The sequence below is a fragment of the Paenibacillus sp. FSL L8-0638 genome (assembly GCF_038593075.1).
GTDB lineage: Bacteria > Bacillota > Bacilli > Paenibacillales > Paenibacillaceae > Paenibacillus > Paenibacillus polymyxa_D.
On the sequence record NZ_CP151960.1, the window covers coordinates 291,898 to 311,833 of the forward strand.

Consider the following 19,936-nt stretch of genomic DNA (forward strand, 5'->3'; position numbering starts at 1 on the left):
CAACCGTTTGCCCTGTCAACGCAAAAAAACTGATTTTATGGATATCCACAAAATCAGTTCTTGTTCATTTCTTAGAGATTCATAGTACCTGGCTGGATTTGCGCTCCACGATTCGGTGGGGCACAATGATGTGTTTGGTCAGTTCCTTGGGGTCCTCAATTTTTTCAATCAGGCTTTTGGCAGCCTGATAACCCAGAGTAAAGATATCAATATCCACGGATGTAAGAGGAGGATTCATCAGCTCAGCCAGCATTAGATTATTGAAGCTCACCATGGATAACTGCTCTGGCATGGACACGCCTAACTGGGCAAGCATTTTCTGTACGGCCATGGCTACAAGGTCGTCGCTAACGATCATCGCAGTAGGCGGCGGGGTAGCCTGCAATAACGCGCGCATGTCCTCCAGATTAAAGGGCTCTCTGACCACGTATTCCTTCGGTAAAGGCAAGCCAACCTCTCGTAGCGCATCTTGGTAGCCTCGGAGTCTTTCAAGATTCACGATGTGTTCCTGATCACCGCCAACATAAGCAATGCGCTGATGATTCAGCCCAGTCAAATAAGTGACCACATCCTTGGCAGCCTGGTAGTTGTCGTTGTCTACATGGGTGGTTTCGCTGACAAACTGTTGAGGCTTGCCGATTACGGTATAGGGAATTTTTTCTTTGTGAAGATACTCCACGATGCTATCCTTTTGCTTAGAGTACAGGACAATGTAGCCGTCAACGCGTCCGGTCCGGGTCATCAGCTTTACGCGGGATAGCAATTCATCATTCGTTTTGCCTGTGACAATCGACAGTGTATAGTTGTGCTCGTTCACCCATTCGCTGATCCCGCGAAGACTTTCCGGAAAGAAAGGATTTTGAAAGATCGCCACATCCGATTCAGGCATAATAATGCCTATCGACTGTGTGACTCGGTTAGCCAGACTCTGAGCTGAATAGTTGGGTTCATAGCCAAGCGCCTTCATTTCTTTACGGACACGTACCTTGGTAGCTTCGCTGATTTTGGGGCTGTCTTGAATGACGCGGGATACGGTGGAGGTAGCAACATTAGCACGTTTTGCGACATCTTTGATGGTTACTGCCATCGTCTTCGTCTCCTTTTGCTATCTCAAGCAGGAAATATTATGTTCTATCATACGATATTGCTCGAAAATCAACAAATTCGCGGTTTTTTCGAGTGTTTCTATCATTATTAACCAAGATATTTACAATTAGGGTATTGCTAATAGAAAGCGATATCATTATAATAATTGTGCAACCGATTGCATAATATTTTTTGAGTACTACCCATGCTATACATACTATAAGGGATGGAGACTGACGAGCATGAAAAAACTTCTATCATTTGATTTTTGGCAAAAGCTTGGGAAGGCACTGCTTGTGGTTGTTGCTGTTATGCCGGCGGCCGGGATTATGATTTCGCTTGGTAAAGTAGTGGCGATGTTGGCTGGCGATATTCATTTCTGGTTGACCGTCGGCGGGGTCATGGAGAATTTGGGTTGGGGTATTATCAATAACTTACACATCCTATTTGCGGTAGCGATAGGTGGTTCCTGGGCTAAGGAACGGGCGGGCGGGGCTTTTGCGGCTTTAATTGCCTTTGTTCTCATCAATATTTCAACAGGGACGATTTTGGGCGTATCATCGAAGATGTTAACCCAGGAGGGAGCAACCACCCATACACTCTTCGGTGCATCGATTCCGGTCAGTGGTTATTTCACCTCTGTCTTAGGAGCACCTGCACTCAACATGGGCGTGTTTGTCGGTATCATCTCCGGATTCGTCGGGGCGGTGGTATTTAACAAGTACTATAATTACCGCAAGCTGCCGGACGCTTTAGCCTTTTTTAACGGTAAACGTTTTGTTCCTTTTGTCGTGATTTTATGGTCTGTCATCGTAAGTTTGATCATGTCTGCCATCTGGCCATTTGTCCAGGGGGGGATTAATCAGTTCGGCATTTGGTTGGCGACTTCGGGAGAATCGGCTCCTTTTGTAGCACCATTTGTCTATGGTACACTGGAAAGACTGCTGATTCCTTTTGGACTTCATCATATGCTGACCGTCCCTATTAACTATACTCAACTTGGAGGCGTTTACACAACGCTTACAGGTTCCGGGGCAGGAAGTGTCGTTGCCGGGCAAGACCCGCTGTGGCTGGCTTGGGCAAGTGACCTGAGTGCGCTTCGTGGTACCGATCCGACAGCCTACAATAGCTTGTTGGAAGGCGTGACGCCTGCCCGCTTCAAGGTAGGACAAATGATTGGTGGGGCAGGTATCCTTATGGGACTAGCGGTGGCTATGTATCGCCGTGTAGACAAAGACAAACGCGGCAAGTACAAGTCGATGATCTTTTCGGCAGCCGCAGCTGTCTTTTTAACAGGGGTAACGGAGCCACTGGAATTCATGTTTATGTTCGTGGCGCCTGTGCTGTATGTGGTTTATGCTATTCTTACCGGTATTGCGTTCGGAATGGCCGACATCATACATTTGCGTTTACATTCATTTGGTATGATTGAACTGCTGACCCGAATGCCGTTGTCTATAAATGCGGGGTTGGTGCAGGATATTATTAACTTTGTGCTGACTTGCGTGGTGTTTGCGGTAGCAACCTACTTTATCGCTTATTTTATGATCGGTAAATTCCAAATGGCTACGCCGGGAAGACTGGGGAACTATACGGATGAGGAGCCTCAAGGGACTTCCGAGGCAGGGAGTACGAAGACAGAGGGTGTGGCAGCTACTTCCACTCAAAATCAACTGGCTACGGATATCATCAAGACACTTGGGGGTGAGCAGAACATTGTCGAGGTGGACGCTTGCATGACCCGTCTGCGTGTGACGGTGAAGGATACAGATGCCGTTGGGGACGAAAAGACGTGGAAAGCGCTGGGTGCCTTGGGCTTGATAAAAGTAGATAATGGGGTGCAGGCGGTTTACGGACCGAAGGCTGATGTGCTTAAATCAGATATACAAGACATACTCAACAGGTGATTACTTTGAAGTTGTTAACCTTAAATGCACATGCTTGGATGGAAGAAAACCAGCACGATAAGCTAAAGCAACTGGCTGCTTTTATTGATGAACAGCAGTTTGATGTCATTGCTTTACAGGAAGTGAACCAGTCTATGGAAGAGGCTCCTTTGTCAGCGGACGATTTGGGCACTTACCATAGCGCAGATCCTGAAGTTGTCATTAAGCGTGATAACTATGCTTATGTGCTGAACGGACTATTGTCTGATAGCTATCATTGGACGTGGGCTCCCGCGCATGTTGGTTTTGCCAAATACGACGAGGGGTTGGCGATTCTGTCGAAAACACCGATTACAGCTACGGTGAACGAATATATTTCCTCGCTACAGGATTATGACAACTACCGTTCACGTAAAATTGTCGGTATTCAAACTGAGGTGGACGGAGTGCAGGCTTGGTTTGTAAGTGGACATTTTAACTGGTGGAATGATGAAGAATCCTTCCGTGGACTATGGGATCGTACAACCAAAGTGCTAAATTCTTTTGCCCCGACGCCTGTGTTTATGATGGGTGATTTCAACAACGCGGCTGAAGTGCGCGGAGAAGGGTATGACTATGTACTGCAATCCGGCTGGTCGGACACCTATCCGAATGCAGCAGTACGTGATGATGGCCACACGGTGATTAAAGCTATTGCTGGCTGGGAAAGTAATGCGGAGCCGCTCCGCATTGACTTTATCTTCTCCAATAAGGCTGCACAGGTACAATCCTCAACCGTTGTACTGAACGGAAAAACAGGACCAGTTGTATCGGATCATTTTGGGGTTGCAGTTGAGTTGGAGCTGTGATGAAAAAGGAGGCCATTTGCTTATGCAATTGGCCTTTTTCTTATAGATTTTGACTTGAAACGAATAACATATTGGATAACCATAGCAATCAACACCAAAATCAAATTGTAGTAAAAGGGAGTGTTGATGCTAAATCGTTCCATGAGTGCCCCTGCGATGATCGGAGATACAATAGCCCCCAATTCGGACAAAGATACGACATTGCCAATAAATGAGCTTCTATTCTCCTCAGGAATAACGTCCCCTAGTTGTGAGTAAAAGGAATCCAGATAGCTGGCTCCTCCTACACCTCCGATGAACATCCCTAAGTATACGATCCACGGTTCTGTGAACCGAAGAAATAAGATGATTTCCACCATGATTAACAATAGACCGAGGATACAAAGCATTAGGCGATCCTTAAGTAGATCAGATATTTTGCCAATAAAGGGCGCTGAGATGAAGGTCGATATGCCGATAATTGTAAAAGCTAAGCTAATTTCTGCGGGGCTCCAATGGAGCTTGTAGGTTGCATATATGGAGAAGTACGTTAAAAATATAGCGAAAGCACTCATTTCAAGAAAATGAACGGTAGAATAGATAAGTAACTGTTTCGTTAACATGGTTTTTCCTTTGGGTTCTAGATGGGGCGAATGCTGTTCTTGTGGCTTTAAGGGGGAACGGAGGAAAGTCATTCTTGAAACGGCAACGAAGGATATACATGAGAAAATAGCAACGAAATAAAACGGAATGGATAAAGAAAAATAAGAAACAATAGCTCCACTCATAAGAGGCCCCAAAATCATACCGGCGCCTTCACTGCTGCTGATATATCCATTGAGCGTACCTCGATTCTCTAGGGTGCTCATATGGTTGATCGTGACTCTTACAAAGACGGTTAGCCCTATAGCTACCAAGCCCTGAAGGAGTCTTAGTATGGATAAAATGATGAAACTTGTTGCAATTGGAAACAGGAGCATACAAGCGATTTCAGCAATAAGCAAGCTCAACCCCAAGCATTTTGCGCCAATCTTTTCATAAATTCGTCCTGCCAAGCCTCCACCAAGAAATCTCCCCACATAAAACAGAGAAAATAAAATGCTCATGCCGAGTACGGATATCCCGAATTGCTCTACATAAATAGCAAAGAGTGGAAGGATCATACTTCCACTCATGTTAGCAATAAGGCTGATCACGATCATACAGGCGATATTACGATTTAAATATAAGTGTCTCACCATAACCTCGAAACCTCTCTTTGATCTTGCATCATGGGAACCGTTATTCGGGTTGCACTTGATTACGGATGAACGGCTTCAAGTCGAGTTAGCGGGCTCCCATATAGGGTACGCGAGCGAGTTCCTCGCGGTGCCTAAATCTCAATGCAATGATGGAGGTATGAAGCGGATGGGGGAATTCTTGATTTGAGCGGTGTTGCCTTTAAGCTGGAAAGCCGCCTCCAGGTGGTGGCCAAGCTCCATAAATCCGGCGTAGCAGTACGATTTCACCCAAATGATATGAATTGTGGGAAGCGATATTCCGCAGCAGTCCTGCTTTCGTTTCACCTGGGAAATGAGCTAGTGAATCATCCAGTTGCGCGGTTTCGGCAATCTGTACAGCCTGATCTACGCCCTGTAAAAATTCGTTAATGACAGCCTGCCATGCCTCTTCGCTTTGCGGTCTAGTCTCTTCGGGCCAGCTTTCCATGACATTGCCCGGAAGCTGGGGCTTCCGTCCTTCCAAATGCTCCAGCATAAATTGCTGCCAGTAAATCATATGCTTCAGTAGTTGATAAATGCTGTAAGGCATTTCTGCATGTTTCTTCCCTGCCAGCTCGACGTCAATGTCTGGTAAAGCCCGAGCTACTCGAATATGTCCACGTTCCCCGACCAGTGATTTAACCAGTGCTTGACCGAATAATTGATTGGCATCCGACATGTATGATCATCCCTTCTATGGAGAGTTAGTTCTAGCTTAGTCTCATTTAACGATTATACAATTATATTTTATAAAATGGAAATGAATGCATGGTTTAAATTAAAGGGTAGAAATCTTTTTAATAAAGTGGTTGATAATTGTTATCAATTAAATTACAATAATATTGTTTCGATAGAAACAATAAACAATGGCTGTATATGTTGTTTGATATATGCGGAAATGTTAAGGGGAGCTTTCTGTGTGTATATATTGTTTCGTTTGAAACAATTAGGTGGTGGAAATAAAGATTTTAGATAGGGGTGTGAACATGGATTACGAAGTGATTGTAGTAGGCGGCGGACCTGTTGGAATGTGGTTAGCTGCTGAGTTGGCATTAGCAAACGTAAGCGTATGTGTAATTGAACGTTTAGAGGAGCCCAGTGGCCAGTCGCGTGCGCTTACGCTACATCCACGGACCCTTGAGATGTTTGATATGCGCGGATTGAAGGAGCGGTTTATGAAGCGCGGCAGACCTATACGTACGGGTCACTTTACAATGCTGAATACCCGCTTGGATTTTTCTGTGCTTGATAGTTCTTCTAATTATACGTTGTTTATTCCACAGGTGATTACAGAGCAAGTGATCGAGGAGCATGCGCTCAAGCTGGGAGTTGTCGTCCATCGTGGCATGGAAGTGGTATCTGTGCGAGAGCACGAGCAGGGCGTAGAGGTGGTGAGTGTATGCGCATCTGGACCACAAGCCAATGTATCGGTAATGAATGCTGCTTATGTCGTAGGAGCGGATGGGGCTGGGAGTATCGTGCGTAAACAAGCCGGGATTGCTTTTCCGGGCACGGATACGACTCTGACCGCTGTATTGGCGGATGTAGAGTTAGTCAATCCGCCTGAAAGTGGCGTACATTCCGAATATAGTGAACGAGGTGGGGTGATGATTGCCCCCGTGTATCCAGATATTTATCGGGTTATTTTGACTACACCGCGAATGATGGAGATTCCGAAGGACGAACCTGTGACGCTGGAAGAAGTGCAGACAGGACTGTATGATCTGCTCGGTACAGATCTTGGCGTATCCAATCCTCGCTGGTTATCTCGATTCGGAAATGCAACGCGGCAGGCGCAGACCTATCGTAAAGGGAGAATCCTGCTAGCAGGTGATGCTGCGCATATCCACTTCCCGGCAGGTGGACAGGGAATGAATGTTGGCTTGCAAGAGGCGGTAAATCTGGGATGGAAGCTGGCCGGAGTGATTCGTGGCTGGGCTCCGGACACGCTGCTGAGTAGCTATCATGACGAACGTTATCCGGTTAATACGCAGTTCTTACGGAATACCGAGGTTCAGACCCGCTTATTGGACTTTACGCCTGCTGTATTGGCACATCGCCAATTACATGAGGAATGGTTCCGCCATCCGGAAATTAATCAATCTATGGCAGAGCAGATTAGTGCACTGGATGTATGTTATCCAGCGGCTAGCAATATACCGCAGCATCCACTGAACGGGAAACGGTTTGCTGATTTTAAATTGCATTTGCCTGACGGAATGACAACGTATGCTTACGATCTTCTTCATGAAGGCCGCTTTGTACTTCTCCATCTGGCACAGGATAATGAGGTATCGAATGAGTTTCACCATAGCTCACTTTCACATATTTCATATGTGGAGGCCGTAGCCGAGGAATTGCCCGTGGGATGGAGAGATGTGCATACGGTTCTCATCCGTCCGGATGGGTATATCGCTTGGGCCATTTCTATGAAACAAACGGATATATTGAGTGTAATTAAGGAAGGCATTGCCACATTGGTATAAAGGGGAAAGGGTATGTTCATAACATGACCATATTGTTTCTTGTGAAACAAATGTGGGCTATAATGAAAGGAGGAGTATGCCAAAGGAGTGACTACTTGTTCGTATGGAAAAGGCGACATCGGTTCAGCATGTCTATGATTTGCTTATTAAGATGAATCATCAGTGGGAGCAGCATCAGCAAAGAGAGAGCATGACCTTTCTCGAAGAAATCCGCGAGCACTTTGATGGAATGACTTCGCTCAATATGACGGATGTACACGTTATGGATTGTATCGGGCGGCATGAGCCGATCAATGTTACAACCTTAGCGCAACGAATGGAGCTGAGCAAAGGTACCGTTTCGAAAGTGAGCACCAAGCTGCTCAAGGAAGGCTGGATTCGCAGAACCCAGCTGAACGACAACAAAAAAGAAATTTATTTTCGGTTAACCCCGTTGGGAAAAAAACTCTTTCTTGTACATGAGCGGCTGCATGCTGAGGTACAGCAACAGTTATTTCAATTTTTAAATCGTTACAGCTCGGAAGAACTGAATGTCTTGAAACGTCTGCTGTCCGATGGTGTAGATCTCTTGGAAGCTATGGAGTGGCAGGGAAAGAGTCTGGACTAAAGGGATATCTAATCATCAACGATGGGCACCTGTTTATCTCCGAGTAATAGATACATGGGGAGATACAGGTGCTTTTTCTCTTAATGCAATAGTCGTTTTGCTTCCATATAGAGCACCTGTACGAACTTTTTCGTATTAATGCGGGCTTGGGACAGTGAAGGCTCCACATTGTTTTGTAGCTCTAGCATTTTTTTGCGGATTTCTGTAAAGTCAAAAAATTTGGATGCATAATTTTCAAATTTAGGATGGGTATAGTCAGTCAATCCGAGCGATACTATATGGCTTAGCGTCTGGAAAATAGCGCGGCGGACACGCTGCTCCGATGCTTTAATTTCCTTACTCAGCTCTACTGCTGAGGCTGAAGCCCCTAACCGTTTGGATGCTACATTAGCAAATATATCCTTCAACGGCGGGAACAGATAGGGAGACAGATTGCCTGTTTCCTCCTCATACTGGTCCAGAAATTCCAGCATGTCCAGCAAATCCATACTCCCGGCTTCGCCGATCATTCCCATTTCGGAGAGCAGAAACTGCCCGGAAGTTACGATGTTTCGGGTCGGTTCAATCGTTGCCGTTGGGTTATTCGATGTGAACATTGACAACCCTTGAAGCGTCCGCTGGATATCCGTAATCGACTGCTGCATGCGCAGACGCTCAGCCACCTTATGAATAACTGCAATAATCTCCAGTCGATTCAAAGGCTTGGCCACATAATATTCAATACCGAGCGAGTACGCCTCGCCGATCATGTTTTTGGATTCGATGCGAGAAATCATAATGATTTTGCCGCTGAATTGATCGCCGAGTGCACGCACGGTCTGAATGCCGTCACGAAGCGGCATCAGCAAGTCAATTAGCAATACATCAATCCGGTTCAGCTCCAGCAGGCCGCTATTCACATAGGAACCATCCTCCGCTTCCCCGATGACTTCCCCTAGACCTTCGTCTTCAATAATGTCTGCCAGCATAGAACGAATCCCTTGATCGTCATCCACAATATAAAAACGCATCCGGGCTATCTTCCTTTCTCCGTCAGTTTCCGTAAAGGCAATGTAATTCTAAAAGTGGTCTGTAATCTTTCTGTATTCTCTTCCTCAATCTGTTGCAGTTCAATCGTTCCTTCAAGGCTCTCCGCGACCTCACGTACATAAAATAATCCCATACCGGTCGACGGCTGTCCTTCCTCATCATACTTGGTCGTATACCCTGGTGTGAAGACCATTTCCCGTTTCCGCTGAGGAATACCCGGACCGTTGTCGGTAACACTAAATGAAGCTATATCCTCTTTTCCCGGAAGACAGCGAATAGAAACGTCAATCCTTCCGTCGTCCCTCATGGCTTCCACCGCATTGGCTGTCAGGTTATTAATAAGTGTCAGAACGGTATAAACATGTAGCTTGGGCAACAAAGGATCGACATCTAGGGTAAAACGAATAGACTTGTCCAGTGATTGGGCGTACTTGCTGTTCGTTCGGATGATGAGCTCCCCAAGCTCTTGAGAAGCCATGTAATGCACTCCGCTTTCGGCATCAATCAGCTTGGACAAACCAGCAAAAATCCGCTGGCTGTCTTTTTTAATCTCGTGAACCTGTCCGGAAATACGAAGTGCCTGTCTGGCGTAATGTTCTCTATCCTTTAGAGATTCATCCTGTTGCAGTTCACGGTACAGCTCGTAGCTTTCACGAGTGATTTGTTCTGCATGTGACAGCGTTTTGCCTAACTGGACCGACTCCTCATACAAGTCTGATACAAGAAGTAAAATTCGCTCCGTCTGCTGTCTTTGTGCCTCTTCATGCTGGACCGATTGATTTAACCGAATCATATTATAAAACCCAAGCACGAAGAAGCTGCGGATCATAGCCATAAAAGCTACTTTACTGATCTTAATGATGTCCCAGAAATCGCCGTCAATACTCCACCGGACGCTAAGTTCCGACACACTTGCGGCAACCTCAATCCCTACAGAGAGGATACCCACACGAAGTGCGCGGTAAGGCTCAGCATTAATGTTAAGGAGTTGGAAGAGCAGACCGTAGACCATGTAATAGAAAAAGGTAGGGCCATGCAAGATCAGCAACTCTTCGAAGAGAAGACCGGGCAGAGTGTAATGATTGAGTAAGATGCGAAAGGCGACTACCGCTATCCCTGCAAGCACTCCCGATAATGCAGGTGGAATATGACGAATAGATAACAGAAAGAAAAAAAATACAGGCGTACCAAAGCTGAGACGGAATGTATTAGCGAATGGGTGAATATTCAGCTCACCTGCGAGCGGTACAAATACAAGCATGAGCAGGAAAAGGAGCGTGTTCAACTTCATCCATATTCACCTCCTGGGTATTCAATCAGAAAGGCAATGTGAGCTAAATTCACAGGCTCGTCGTTAAAGTTTGTGAATTTATAGAAAAAAATAAATGCAGCTGTAGATAATTGTCGGTTTTTATAGATCAGATTGTAGTATAAATAACATCATTTGAATATTAAGAACAGCATACTGCAAAAATATACAAATCAGCCAGGGGGGACACGAAGTGAAAAAGATTAATTTGACGATGCAAATCTTTATCGGTCTGGCTTTAGGTATTATTATTGGTGCCTTATTTTACGGCAATTCAGGGGTGGAAGTCTACTTAAAGCCAATCGGCGATATTTTCATCCGCTTGATCAAGATGATTGTCGTGCCTATTGTGATCTCAACGCTCATTATCGGCGTTGCTGGCGTGGGCGATATGAAAAAACTAGGTAAACTTGGCGGAAAGTCTATTCTGTACTTTGAGATTGTAACGACAATCGCCATCCTGTTCGGACTGCTTGTTGCCAATCTGGTTCGACCTGGTGACGGCGTGGACATGTCCCACCTGGCGAAGAGTGATATCCATTCCTATGTGGAGACTGCAGAGAAGTCAGGCCATAGCTTTATAGATACGATTGTGCATATTGTTCCTACCAATGTTATTCAAGCTCTGGGCGAGGGAGATATGCTCGCTATTATATTCTTCTCCGTACTGTTTGGACTAGGGGTAGCGGCGATTGGTGACAAGGGCAAGCCTGTGCTGAATTTCTTTGAAGGCGTAGCCGACGCCATGTTCTGGGTAACCAATCAGGTCATGCGCCTGGCTCCGTTCGGAGTATTTGCACTGATTGGAACGACAGTGGCCAAGTTTGGGTTGGCTTCATTATGGCCGTTATTGAAGCTTGTTTTGTCGGTGTACGGCTCCATGGCGCTGTTCATTGTGATTGTTTTCGGAATTATCGCCAAGCTGTGCGGTACCCGTCTCTGGACCATGATTAAAATTTTAAAGAGTGAGCTGCTGCTTGCATATTCGACGGCCAGTTCGGAAAGTGTTTTGCCTAAGATCATGGAGAAGATGGAGAAGTTCGGATGTCCTAAAGGAATTACGTCCTTTGTCATTCCGATTGGGTATTCTTTTAATCTGGACGGTTCCACCCTGTATCAGGCACTGGCTGCGATTTTCATTGCCCAAATGTATGGTATTGATCTGCCAATCACGACACAGATCACGCTGGTACTAGTATTAATTATTTCTTCCAAAGGTATTGCAGGTGTGCCGGGTGCTTCCTTTGTCGTTTTGCTCGCTACGCTTGGAGCAGTGAACCTCCCGCTGGAGGGTTTGGCTTTTATCGCTGGTATTGATCGCATTCTGGATATGGCGCGTACGGTAGTTAATGTATTAGGTAACTCACTTGCTGCCGTGGTCATGTCCAAATGGGAAGGCCAATATGATAAAGAAAAAGGCGAGGAATACGTTGCTTCAATTAAATAAGATATAACGAACTGAATAGTTGACAGAAAGAGCACTTTTGCGCAGTAATGCAAAGGTGCTCTTTCTGTTTCCAGACTTGTTAGAACCCTTCCTTTTTCGACATTTTTCGATGTTTTCTGTATGGAATTATAGGTATATGGACATGAAAAATAAGTCTTAATGCCTATGTAATTAAAGATTTAATTATAATGATTCTTAATAAAATTCCGATATTAAATTATACCGTTTTATATATTGGCTTAGAAGGGAAGATCATGTATGTTTCTCAAGAAAAATGAGTCTCAATCACTTGCTCCTTTAGTAGAAGAAAGCCGCAAACTTTCACAAAGAATACAGCAAAAAGATTATTCTGCTGCAATACAGGTTTCCTCAGCTTCTCCTGAGGTTCAAGAAATCGCAAACAATGTCAACCAAGCGCTTGAGTCCATGAAAAATGATGCTCAACATGTTGACATTCGTCTGAAGCTTGTTACCAAAGCTATAGAGATTGGCTTATGGGACATGGAGGTGGTTGCGGGTGATCCCGTCAATCCAAGTAATACGTTCACATGGTCAGAAGAATTTCGTGCTATGCTGGGGTATCAGAGCGAAAAGGACTTCCCCAATGTATTAAACAGCTGGGGATCCCGGCTGCACCCCGAAGATCATGACAGGTCATTGGCGGCTTTGTCAGATCATTTGCTGGATTTTACGGGAAAGACGCCTTATGACGTACAGTATCGTTTGAAGCTGAAGCATGGAGAATACCGCTGGTTCCGGGCTACCGGAACGACGATCCGCGATCAGCAGGGAGTGCCGCTTCGAATTGCGGGCGCTCTGTTGGATGTGCACGATCAGAAGATTAAGTCCGAGGAGCTTCAGGCTCTAGTTACAAGATTTGATCTCATCAATCGTGTTTTAGTGGAGGCTCCATATGATGTCATTCTGGCTGATGGAGACATTGAGAACCCGGATAATATATTTTGGTGGTCCCAGCAATTCCGCCACATCTTGGGCTTTAAGGATGAGCAGGACTTCCCGAGTGTACTAAGCAGTTGGAGCTCGCGTATACATCCTGACGATGCCGAGCATGCGTTTAAGGCTGTAGTTGATCATTTAAATGACTATTCAGATCGTACGCCATATGACATGGTGTGTCGCTTGCAAAGTAAAAATGGCGAATATCGCTGGTATCAAAACAGTGGAAGAAGCTTACGCGATAGCAAGGGAGTGCCTATTCGTATTGCTGGGACCATTCGCGATATCACAGTGGAAAAAGAAAAGCAGGCTGTGGCGGATGAGCTTACGCTCAAAATCCAGCATCTCTCCGATTCCATTACGGAAATGGTGAATGGTGTTAATTCGGTTAGTAACCAGGCGCAGGAGCTGGCTACGGCTCAGGAGCAATCGACAGACGCAGCGAATCAAGCCAAAGTCAGTGCAGAAGAGACACAAAACATTTCCAACTTCATTAAAGAGATTGCAAATCAAACGAATCTGCTGGGTCTGAATGCTGCCATTGAGGCATCGCGTGCGGGCGAGCAGGGGCGGGGTTTTGCGGTAGTCGCAGATGAAGTGAGAAAACTCGCTATTCACAGTGCTGATGCGACCGGAAATATCGAAACGAGTCTGGACGAAATGAAGACACTCATCGAGCGGATTCTGCACAATATCGGTAATATGTCTACGCTGACACAGACACAAGCCGCGCTAACGCAGCAAGTGAATGCATCTACGGACGAGATCAACAGCATGTCCAAAGCTTTGTTGGATTTCGCGAGAACGATGTAAGGCTTCATGTAGAAAGGAGGCCGGGCCTTAGGCGCGGTCTCTTTACTGTTTTTGGAAGATGAACTATACTCTTCGAGGATAGATCTAAACATCACCTCATAGTAACTTTATGTGGAAAAGAGGAATATACTTGAGCTTACTTAGTTCAATATTGGTCGGAATTGTAGCTCTGGAACATGTGTACATTCTAATATTGGAAATGTTTCTGTGGACGACTCCGCGGGCGATGCGTACGTTCGGCACCTCGAAGGAGCTGGCGGAAGCAAGCAAATCCCTGGCAGCAAATCAGGGGCTGTATAACGGATTTCTGGCAGCCGGATTGGTGTGGGGCTTGTTCTATCCGGAACCTGTAATCGGGCGGCAAATCCAATTATTCTTTGTCATTTGTGTGGTAGTGGCTGCGGTATATGGTGCATTAACTGCCAACAAGTCTATTTTATTAAAGCAAGGTCTGCCTGCCATCCTGGCACTAATCAGTTTGTGGATATTCTGAAGACACTCTTAACGGGTGTCTTTTTTCTAGATTCGATCACATAATGTCTGGAATGCTAATGACAAGGGGAATAAACAGTTTTTGATCGATTGTAAATCCGACTATTCCGATTTATAATAAATTTATTGCATACTAAGAGGACACGGGGGCTAGAGCGATGCGTCGTAATTTGACTGGTGTATTGGTATTCATTGTATTGATGTTGGTTGTAAGTGCATGCTCCGGCGGGAATTCTGGATCTACGTCTGAGACGAATGGGAATACACCCGGTACAGCTACCACAACAGCTGATAACGGACAGCCAAAAGACGGCGGCAGCCTGATCATTGGCGTACAAGCTGATCCGGTGGTGCTGAATCCGAACTATGCGGGTGATCGGGTAAGTCTGACGATAGACCAGGCGATATTCGCACCATTATTTCAAGTGAACAATGGCAAAAAGACATTTTATTTGGCAGACAGTCTGACTCCTTCAGCAGACAAGCTGACTTATACACTAAAACTGAAAAAAAATCTGACTTGGCATGATGACGAGAAGCTGACAGCTGACGATGTTGTTTTCACCATTAACAAAATTCTGGATGAGAAGCAGCACAGCTTTTTGAGAAGTAATTTTATGGTTAATGGCAAACCGGTTCAGGCGAGCAAGGTTGATGATACAACGGTGGATTTCAAGCTTCCTCAGCCAGCTCCTGCTTTTGAAGCAGCATTGGTACAGGTATCCCCGATTCCGAAGCACATTTTCGAGAATGAAGCGGATATTGAGAAAAGCACGAAAAACAACTCCCCGATTGGATCAGGTCCTTTCAAATTTAAAGAGTACAAAACCGGTGAGTACGTTACACTCGAACGGTTCGATAACTATGTTGGCGGCAAGCCGCATCTGGATTCAGTAACATACCGGATTGTTAAAGATTCAAATGCTGCGAATTTGGCTCTTCAAAATGGTGAGATCAATGTAAACTATCTCGATCCGCAAAATGTGGAGACCATTAAAGCAACAGATAAGTTTGACATTTTCCCTTACAGCGAAGGTCGCTTGGCTTATCTGATGTTTAATGAAAACAGTGATACGAAGCAGCTGAACAAAAAAGAAGTGCGTCAGGCGCTTTCTTATGCATTAAATCAGGATGAGTTGATTCAGGTTTCCTATGGCTCCAAGGATTATGCAGACACTGCAAAATCTGCTCTGACACAGGACGTACTGTATCACACGAACGACGTTGCATTTTTTAATAATGATGTGAACAAGGCAAAAGAGCTGCTGAAATCGGCTGGAGCTGAAGGACTGAAGCTGCGCATTATCATTCCGGGCGGTAACAAGGTACAGGAAGCACAAGCACTCTATATCCAGCAGAAGTTAAAGGACATAGGCGTTCAGCTGGACGTGAACAGCATGGATTCATCGGCATGGTCGCAAAAGTTCGTCGATACGAATGCCAAGGACTTTGATCTGGCGATCAGCGGCTACATCATGGGGTATGACCCTGACGCGTATCGTATTTTGTATAGCACCGGATCGTCCTCCAACTATTCGCATTATTCAAATAAAGAAGTGGATAAACTGCTGGAAGAGGGCGCGGGTGAGTCGGATACGAATAAACGTGGAGAAATTTATAAAAAGGTACAAGAGCTGCTGGCTGAGGATGCTGTCATCTATCCGATTGCTTACACCAAGACTATTGTAGCCTTCGACAAGCAGTATGGCGGTATTGATCAGGCTGTACTGAAGCCGGTCGTGATTTTCGAGGATTTGTCCAAAATTTATCACAAATAAGACAGGGTTTTCAAAAATAAGCTGGGCTAACCAGCTTATTTTTTTCGAAAACAGCAAGGGGAAGGGAAACGTATGAGACAACTCATCGCCAGAAGGTTGCTGCAAGTTATACCGATGCTATTTTTTGTGTCCATCGTCTGCTTCGGCTTGATCAAGCTGGCTCCAGGTGATCCGGTTCTCTCTTTTGTTACACCGAATATGCATCTGGAAGACATTGAACGAATGAGGCATAGCTTGGGGCTGGACCAGCCCGCTTATGTGCAGTACATATTATGGCTTAAAAAGAGTCTAACGGGTGATCTCGGCTACTCGCTAATTAATCACCAGCCCGTGCTGGATCAGATTCTCGACCGTCTCCCGGCAACAGCCGGGTTAATGGGCGCATCCATCGTACTCGCTGTGCTGATTGCCATCCCACTTGGTTTGATTGCTGCGGCTAACCGGAATCGCTGGATCGACAAGCTCATTAATCTGATGTCGTACATCGGGATTTCTGTTCCGCTGTTTTGGCTCGGTATTTTACTTATTTATTTGTTTGCGATTTATCTGCATTGGCTTCCGAGTACTGGGATGCGTACCATCGGTACGGACTCGGTGCTGGATGTGATCAAGCATGGGATTTTACCATGTTTTGTACTGGCCTTCGGTTTTCTGTCTGTGTATGTGAGGTACATCCGTTCCAGCACAATTACGCAGCTCAAGGAAGAGTACGTGCAGATTCAATACGCGTTCGGGTCTGGAAAAAGACTAGTTTTGTTTCGACATGTGCTCAAGCATGTGCTGCTGCCCATCATTACGCTGCTCGGAATGTCGGTTGCGGACTTGGTGGCTGGAGCCATTGTGACGGAGACGGTATTTTCCTGGCCGGGCATTGGCTCGCTGGGCATGACGGCGGTAAAAGGGATGGATTATCCTGTCATCATGGGGATTACTTTATTTTCCGCTCTGCTGCTGATCCTGGGTAATCTGCTTGCGGATATCTTGTACAGCATTGCGGACCCGAGAATTAAATCAACGAGGTGAATTCATGAATCGGAGCAAATGGCGCAACATCGGGATCGAGCTGATGACGAGCAAAATGGGCGCCGTCGCCCTCATATTATTGATTGTATTTTCGCTGGGGGCGATTTTCGCATTTTTATCGCCGCAGGACCCGAATAAGTTGAACGTGCTGGAGCGTCTCCAACCACCGGGAGCGGCACACTGGTTTGGAACGGATGATTATGGGCGGGACTATTTTACAAGAGCACTGTACGGCGGACGTGTATCATTGCTGGTAGGCTTCGCGTCCATGATTATTGCGACCAGTATCGGTGCAGTGGTAGGTATTGTGAGCGGGTATTTTGGAGGATGGATCGACAATCTGCTTATGCGGGTTTTGGAGCTGATCATGTCGATTCCGTCTTTCTTGGTTATTTTGCTGCTGAGTGTGTTTTTGAAGCCGGGCGTCGGCAATATCATTGTCATTATCGCCTTGCTCATGTGGATGAACATTGCCCGGGTGGTCCGTGCAGAGACAATGACGTTGCGTGAACGGGAGTATGTACTATACGCCAAAGCTTCGGGACAAAGTACGTTTGGTATCATTATGAAGCACATTGTACCTAATCTGATTCCGGTAATTATCGTAGGGGCGACGAACAATATCGCTTCAGCAATTATGATGGAATCGTCACTGAGCTTCCTCGGCTTTGGTGTTCAACTGCCGAATGCTACGTGGGGCAGTATGCTGAATAATGCCCAAGGATATATTGCACAGGCCCCATATATGGCATTGTTTCCGGGATTGCTTATTTTACTGACTGTGTTGAGCTTTAATGTTTTGGGGGATGTGCTGCGTGTAGGCTTTGAACCGAAATTAGTAAAACGATGATTCATAGTTTCATAGATTCATAGTACAGGCCCATTACAAATGGCTCCAGGAGCGATAGGAAGGAGCGAAAACACAATGACAGAACATCTACTGTCCGTCGAACAGCTGGAGGTCTCGTTTTTCACTCGTGAGGGGGAGAATCAGGCAGTTCGAGGGGTTAGTTTTCATATTGATGCTGGAGAAACGGTAGGAATCGTAGGAGAATCCGGCAGCGGCAAAAGTGTGACAGCGAAAGCGATCATGTCGATGATTGCCCCGCCGGGCAAGCGGCTGAACGGCGATATCCGTTATCGGGGACAAAGTCTGACCGCTCTGACGGAAAAGCAATGGCGCAAAATACGTGGAAACCAGATTGCGATGGTCTTTCAGGACCCGATGACCTCGCTGAATCCGGTCAAAAAGGTGGGCTATCACCTGGTCGAGGTGATTCGCAGACATCGAGGACTGAGCAAGGAAGCGGCTACGCAAGCAGCTGTAGAACTGTTGCGACAAGTAGGCATTACCGAGTCGGAGCGCCGAATGAACCAATACCCGCATCAATTCAGCGGCGGGATGCGCCAGCGGGTGATGATTGCTATGGCGCTCTCGTGCAGCCCGGAGCTGCTGATTGCAGATGAGCCGACTACAGCGCTGGACGTGACGATTCAGGCGCAAATCTTGGAGCTGCTCAAGTCTTTAAAGCAGCAATCCGACATGTCGATTGCTCTAATCACCCATGATCTGGGCGTCGTCGCCCAGGTGTGCAGCCGTGTCATCGTGATGTACGGCGGCATGGTGATGGAGGAGGGACGCGTGGACGATATCTTTTATCGTCCGGGCCACCCATATACGCAGGGCCTGCTGCGCTCTGTGCCCCAGCGTACGAACGGCTTCCGTGAGCGGCTGGTGCCGATTGAGGGCACGCCGCCGGACCTGCTGAACCCGCCATCAGGCTGTCCGTTCATGGAACGGTGCCCGCATGCGTTTGCCCGCTGTGTGGAGCGGCCGCCGATGGTGGAGCTGCGCCCGGATCAGCGAGCAGCCTGCTGGTTGAACGAGCCAGACGCCGTGCCTGCTGGAGTCTACGAGACGCCCGAAGCGGGCCGTGCAGAGGAGGGGAATGACGGTGAGTGAAGCACATAATGTATTGGGCGAGCATCAGCCCTTGGTAGAGGTACACCAGCTTAAGAAGCATTTTGTGACCGCAAAGGATTTGTTAGGGCGTAGCTCTGAGGTGCTCAAGGCGGTGGATGGCGTAAGCTTTCAAATCAAGCGTGGCGAGACGTTCGGACTGGTCGGTGAGTCAGGTAGTGGGAAATCAACGGTTGGACGCTGTCTGACACGGTTATACGATTATACAGAAGGTACGGTACGTTTTGACGGTCAGGATATTTCTAAGCTGAACGACAAACAGCTCAAGCCGCTGCGTCGCCGCATTCAGAGCATTTTTCAGGACCCGTATTCCTCGCTTAATCCGGGTATGAACGTGCTTGACCTGATCGGTGAGCCGATGGATATTCACAGATTGCATCAGGGGAGTGAGCGTAAGGATGCTGTAGTGGCTTTGCTTGAAAAGGTAGGGCTGAAGCGAGAGCATCTGTACCGCTATTCGCATGAATTTAGCGGCGGACAACGCCAGCGGATTTCCATCGCTCGTGCCCTGTCTGTGAACCCCGAGTTCATCGTCTGTGACGAGCCGATTTCGGCACTCGATGTGTCCATCCAGGCGCAGGTCATTAACACGCTGGAGGATCTCCAGCAGGAGTTCGGGCTGACGTACCTGTTCATCGCCCATGACTTGTCGATGGTGCGGCATATTTCAGACCGAATCGGTGTGATGTACCATGGCCGACTGGTAGAAGTAGCCGATGCAGATGAATTGTATGAGCAGCCCGCTCACCCTTATACGCAGGCGCTGCTGTCCTCCATCCCTGTGCCTGATCCGAGAGCAGTCGGAGAGCGGGAGGGACTGGTGGGAAGCTTGGCCCAACCAGACGGTTCATTAGTATGGGACAAGGATAACAACAGTGCAACCGAGCTGAGAGAAATCAGTCCCGGCCATTATGTAGCATACCCGGTTAACCGTTAGGGTTAAGATCGGTTGTACG

17 protein-coding genes are annotated in these 19,936 nt (G+C 46.8%); 12 read left to right on the top strand and 5 right to left on the bottom strand.

Going from position 1 to position 19,936, the window contains the following annotated elements; all coding sequences use genetic code 11:
* Positions 1 to 79 precede the first annotated feature (79 nt).
* Positions 80 to 1,087: a LacI family DNA-binding transcriptional regulator gene (locus MKY35_RS01240; RefSeq protein WP_069010150.1), complete on the bottom strand. Its 1,008-nt coding sequence runs from the start codon at positions 1,085 to 1,087 to the stop codon at positions 80 to 82.
* A gap of 241 nt (positions 1,088 to 1,328) precedes the next feature.
* Between MKY35_RS01240 and MKY35_RS01245 the strand changes: the two genes are divergently transcribed.
* Together MKY35_RS01245 and MKY35_RS01250 are read left to right on the top strand one after the other, a co-directional pair.
* On the top strand, positions 1,329 to 2,993 hold the full coding sequence (locus MKY35_RS01245; RefSeq protein ID WP_029516898.1) for a PTS transporter subunit IIBC: 1,665 nt from the start codon (positions 1,329 to 1,331) through the stop codon (positions 2,991 to 2,993).
* 5 nt (positions 2,994 to 2,998) lie between these two features.
* Entirely contained in the window at positions 2,999 to 3,820 is an 822-nt protein-coding gene (locus MKY35_RS01250) for an endonuclease/exonuclease/phosphatase family protein (protein ID WP_322252788.1), read from the top strand.
* Positions 3,821 to 3,840: 20 nt separating this feature from the next.
* On the opposite strand, the gene MKY35_RS01255 is transcribed toward MKY35_RS01250, so the two are convergent.
* Both MKY35_RS01255 and MKY35_RS01260 read right to left on the bottom strand, forming a co-directional pair.
* Positions 3,841 to 5,040: an MFS transporter gene (locus tag MKY35_RS01255; RefSeq protein ID WP_342445363.1), complete on the bottom strand. Its 1,200-nt coding sequence runs from the start codon at positions 5,038 to 5,040 to the stop codon at positions 3,841 to 3,843.
* 199 nt (positions 5,041 to 5,239) lie between these two features.
* A complete protein-coding gene (locus MKY35_RS01260; RefSeq protein WP_342445364.1) occupies positions 5,240 to 5,737 on the bottom strand; it encodes a DinB family protein in 498 nt (165 codons plus the stop codon).
* A 307-nt stretch (positions 5,738 to 6,044) separates the two neighbouring features.
* Between MKY35_RS01260 and MKY35_RS01265 the strand changes: the two genes are divergently transcribed.
* Both MKY35_RS01265 and MKY35_RS01270 read left to right on the top strand, forming a co-directional pair.
* A complete protein-coding gene (locus MKY35_RS01265) occupies positions 6,045 to 7,544 on the top strand; it encodes a monooxygenase (protein ID WP_342445365.1) in 1,500 nt (499 codons plus the stop codon).
* A 103-nt stretch (positions 7,545 to 7,647) separates the two neighbouring features.
* Entirely contained in the window at positions 7,648 to 8,151 is a 504-nt protein-coding gene (locus MKY35_RS01270; protein WP_039274092.1) for a MarR family transcriptional regulator, read from the top strand.
* An 80-nt stretch (positions 8,152 to 8,231) separates the two neighbouring features.
* Here MKY35_RS01270 and MKY35_RS01275 read toward each other — a convergent pair whose 3' ends face one another.
* Both MKY35_RS01275 and MKY35_RS01280 read right to left on the bottom strand, forming a co-directional pair.
* Positions 8,232 to 9,161 carry a response regulator gene (locus MKY35_RS01275; RefSeq protein WP_013308322.1) on the bottom strand — a complete coding sequence of 310 codons (930 nt, stop codon included), beginning with the start codon at positions 9,159 to 9,161 and terminating at the stop codon, positions 8,232 to 8,234.
* A gap of 5 nt (positions 9,162 to 9,166) precedes the next feature.
* On the bottom strand, positions 9,167 to 10,471 hold the full coding sequence (locus tag MKY35_RS01280) for a sensor histidine kinase (protein WP_342445366.1): 1,305 nt from the start codon (positions 10,469 to 10,471) through the stop codon (positions 9,167 to 9,169).
* A gap of 211 nt (positions 10,472 to 10,682) precedes the next feature.
* Between MKY35_RS01280 and MKY35_RS01285 the strand changes: the two genes are divergently transcribed.
* From MKY35_RS01285 to MKY35_RS01320, 8 genes are all read left to right on the top strand, one after another.
* Positions 10,683 to 11,936 carry a cation:dicarboxylase symporter family transporter gene (locus MKY35_RS01285; protein ID WP_029516893.1) on the top strand — a complete coding sequence of 418 codons (1,254 nt, stop codon included), beginning with the start codon at positions 10,683 to 10,685 and terminating at the stop codon, positions 11,934 to 11,936.
* 258 nt (positions 11,937 to 12,194) lie between these two features.
* A complete protein-coding gene (locus MKY35_RS01290; protein WP_342445367.1) occupies positions 12,195 to 13,706 on the top strand; it encodes a PAS domain-containing protein in 1,512 nt (503 codons plus the stop codon).
* Positions 13,707 to 13,836: 130 nt separating this feature from the next.
* The gene (locus MKY35_RS01295; protein ID WP_029516891.1) at positions 13,837 to 14,199 is read left to right on the top strand and encodes a DUF1304 domain-containing protein; all 363 of its coding nucleotides are present in this window, start codon (positions 13,837 to 13,839) and stop codon (positions 14,197 to 14,199) included.
* Between the two features lie 157 nt (positions 14,200 to 14,356).
* Positions 14,357 to 15,976, top strand: a complete 1,620-nt coding sequence (locus tag MKY35_RS01300; RefSeq protein WP_342445368.1) for an ABC transporter substrate-binding protein — start codon at positions 14,357 to 14,359, stop codon at positions 15,974 to 15,976.
* 72 nt (positions 15,977 to 16,048) lie between these two features.
* The gene (locus MKY35_RS01305) at positions 16,049 to 16,999 is read left to right on the top strand and encodes an ABC transporter permease (protein ID WP_342445369.1); all 951 of its coding nucleotides are present in this window, start codon (positions 16,049 to 16,051) and stop codon (positions 16,997 to 16,999) included.
* Between the two features lie 4 nt (positions 17,000 to 17,003).
* Complete coding sequence (locus MKY35_RS01310) at positions 17,004 to 17,849, top strand: ABC transporter permease (RefSeq protein WP_013308329.1); 846 nt, start codon at positions 17,004 to 17,006, stop codon at positions 17,847 to 17,849.
* 75 nt (positions 17,850 to 17,924) lie between these two features.
* On the top strand, positions 17,925 to 18,962 hold the full coding sequence (locus tag MKY35_RS01315; RefSeq protein ID WP_342445370.1) for an ABC transporter ATP-binding protein: 1,038 nt from the start codon (positions 17,925 to 17,927) through the stop codon (positions 18,960 to 18,962).
* Positions 18,949 to 19,917 carry an ATP-binding cassette domain-containing protein gene (locus tag MKY35_RS01320; RefSeq protein ID WP_342445371.1) on the top strand — a complete coding sequence of 323 codons (969 nt, stop codon included), beginning with the start codon at positions 18,949 to 18,951 and terminating at the stop codon, positions 19,915 to 19,917. The genes MKY35_RS01315 and MKY35_RS01320 overlap by 14 nt, the downstream gene beginning before the upstream one ends.
* The last annotated feature ends 19 nt before the right edge of the window (positions 19,918 to 19,936 follow it).

What these genes read in the sequence shown, in the direction of transcription:
- MKY35_RS01240 (WP_069010150.1), bottom strand. Translation starts at nt 1,087, where the DNA reads ATGGCAGTAACCATCAAAGATGTCGCAAAACGTGCTAATGTTGCTACC.
- MKY35_RS01245 (WP_029516898.1), top strand. Translation starts at nt 1,329, where the DNA reads ATGAAAAAACTTCTATCATTTGATTTTTGGCAAAAGCTTGGGAAGGCA.
- MKY35_RS01255 (WP_342445363.1), bottom strand. Translation starts at nt 5,040, where the DNA reads ATGGTGAGACACTTATATTTAAATCGTAATATCGCCTGTATGATCGTG.
- MKY35_RS01260 (WP_342445364.1), bottom strand. Translation starts at nt 5,737, where the DNA reads ATGTCGGATGCCAATCAATTATTCGGTCAAGCACTGGTTAAATCACTG.
- MKY35_RS01265 (WP_342445365.1), top strand. Translation starts at nt 6,045, where the DNA reads ATGGATTACGAAGTGATTGTAGTAGGCGGCGGACCTGTTGGAATGTGG.
- MKY35_RS01270 (WP_039274092.1), top strand. Translation starts at nt 7,648, where the DNA reads ATGGAAAAGGCGACATCGGTTCAGCATGTCTATGATTTGCTTATTAAG.
- MKY35_RS01275 (WP_013308322.1), bottom strand. Translation starts at nt 9,161, where the DNA reads ATGCGTTTTTATATTGTGGATGACGATCAAGGGATTCGTTCTATGCTG.
- MKY35_RS01280 (WP_342445366.1), bottom strand. Translation starts at nt 10,471, where the DNA reads ATGAAGTTGAACACGCTCCTTTTCCTGCTCATGCTTGTATTTGTACCG.
- MKY35_RS01290 (WP_342445367.1), top strand. Translation starts at nt 12,195, where the DNA reads ATGTTTCTCAAGAAAAATGAGTCTCAATCACTTGCTCCTTTAGTAGAA.
- MKY35_RS01300 (WP_342445368.1), top strand. Translation starts at nt 14,357, where the DNA reads ATGCGTCGTAATTTGACTGGTGTATTGGTATTCATTGTATTGATGTTG.
- MKY35_RS01305 (WP_342445369.1), top strand. Translation starts at nt 16,049, where the DNA reads ATGAGACAACTCATCGCCAGAAGGTTGCTGCAAGTTATACCGATGCTA.
- MKY35_RS01310 (WP_013308329.1), top strand. Translation starts at nt 17,004, where the DNA reads ATGAATCGGAGCAAATGGCGCAACATCGGGATCGAGCTGATGACGAGC.
- MKY35_RS01315 (WP_342445370.1), top strand. Translation starts at nt 17,925, where the DNA reads ATGACAGAACATCTACTGTCCGTCGAACAGCTGGAGGTCTCGTTTTTC.
- MKY35_RS01320 (WP_342445371.1), top strand. Translation starts at nt 18,949, where the DNA reads ATGACGGTGAGTGAAGCACATAATGTATTGGGCGAGCATCAGCCCTTG.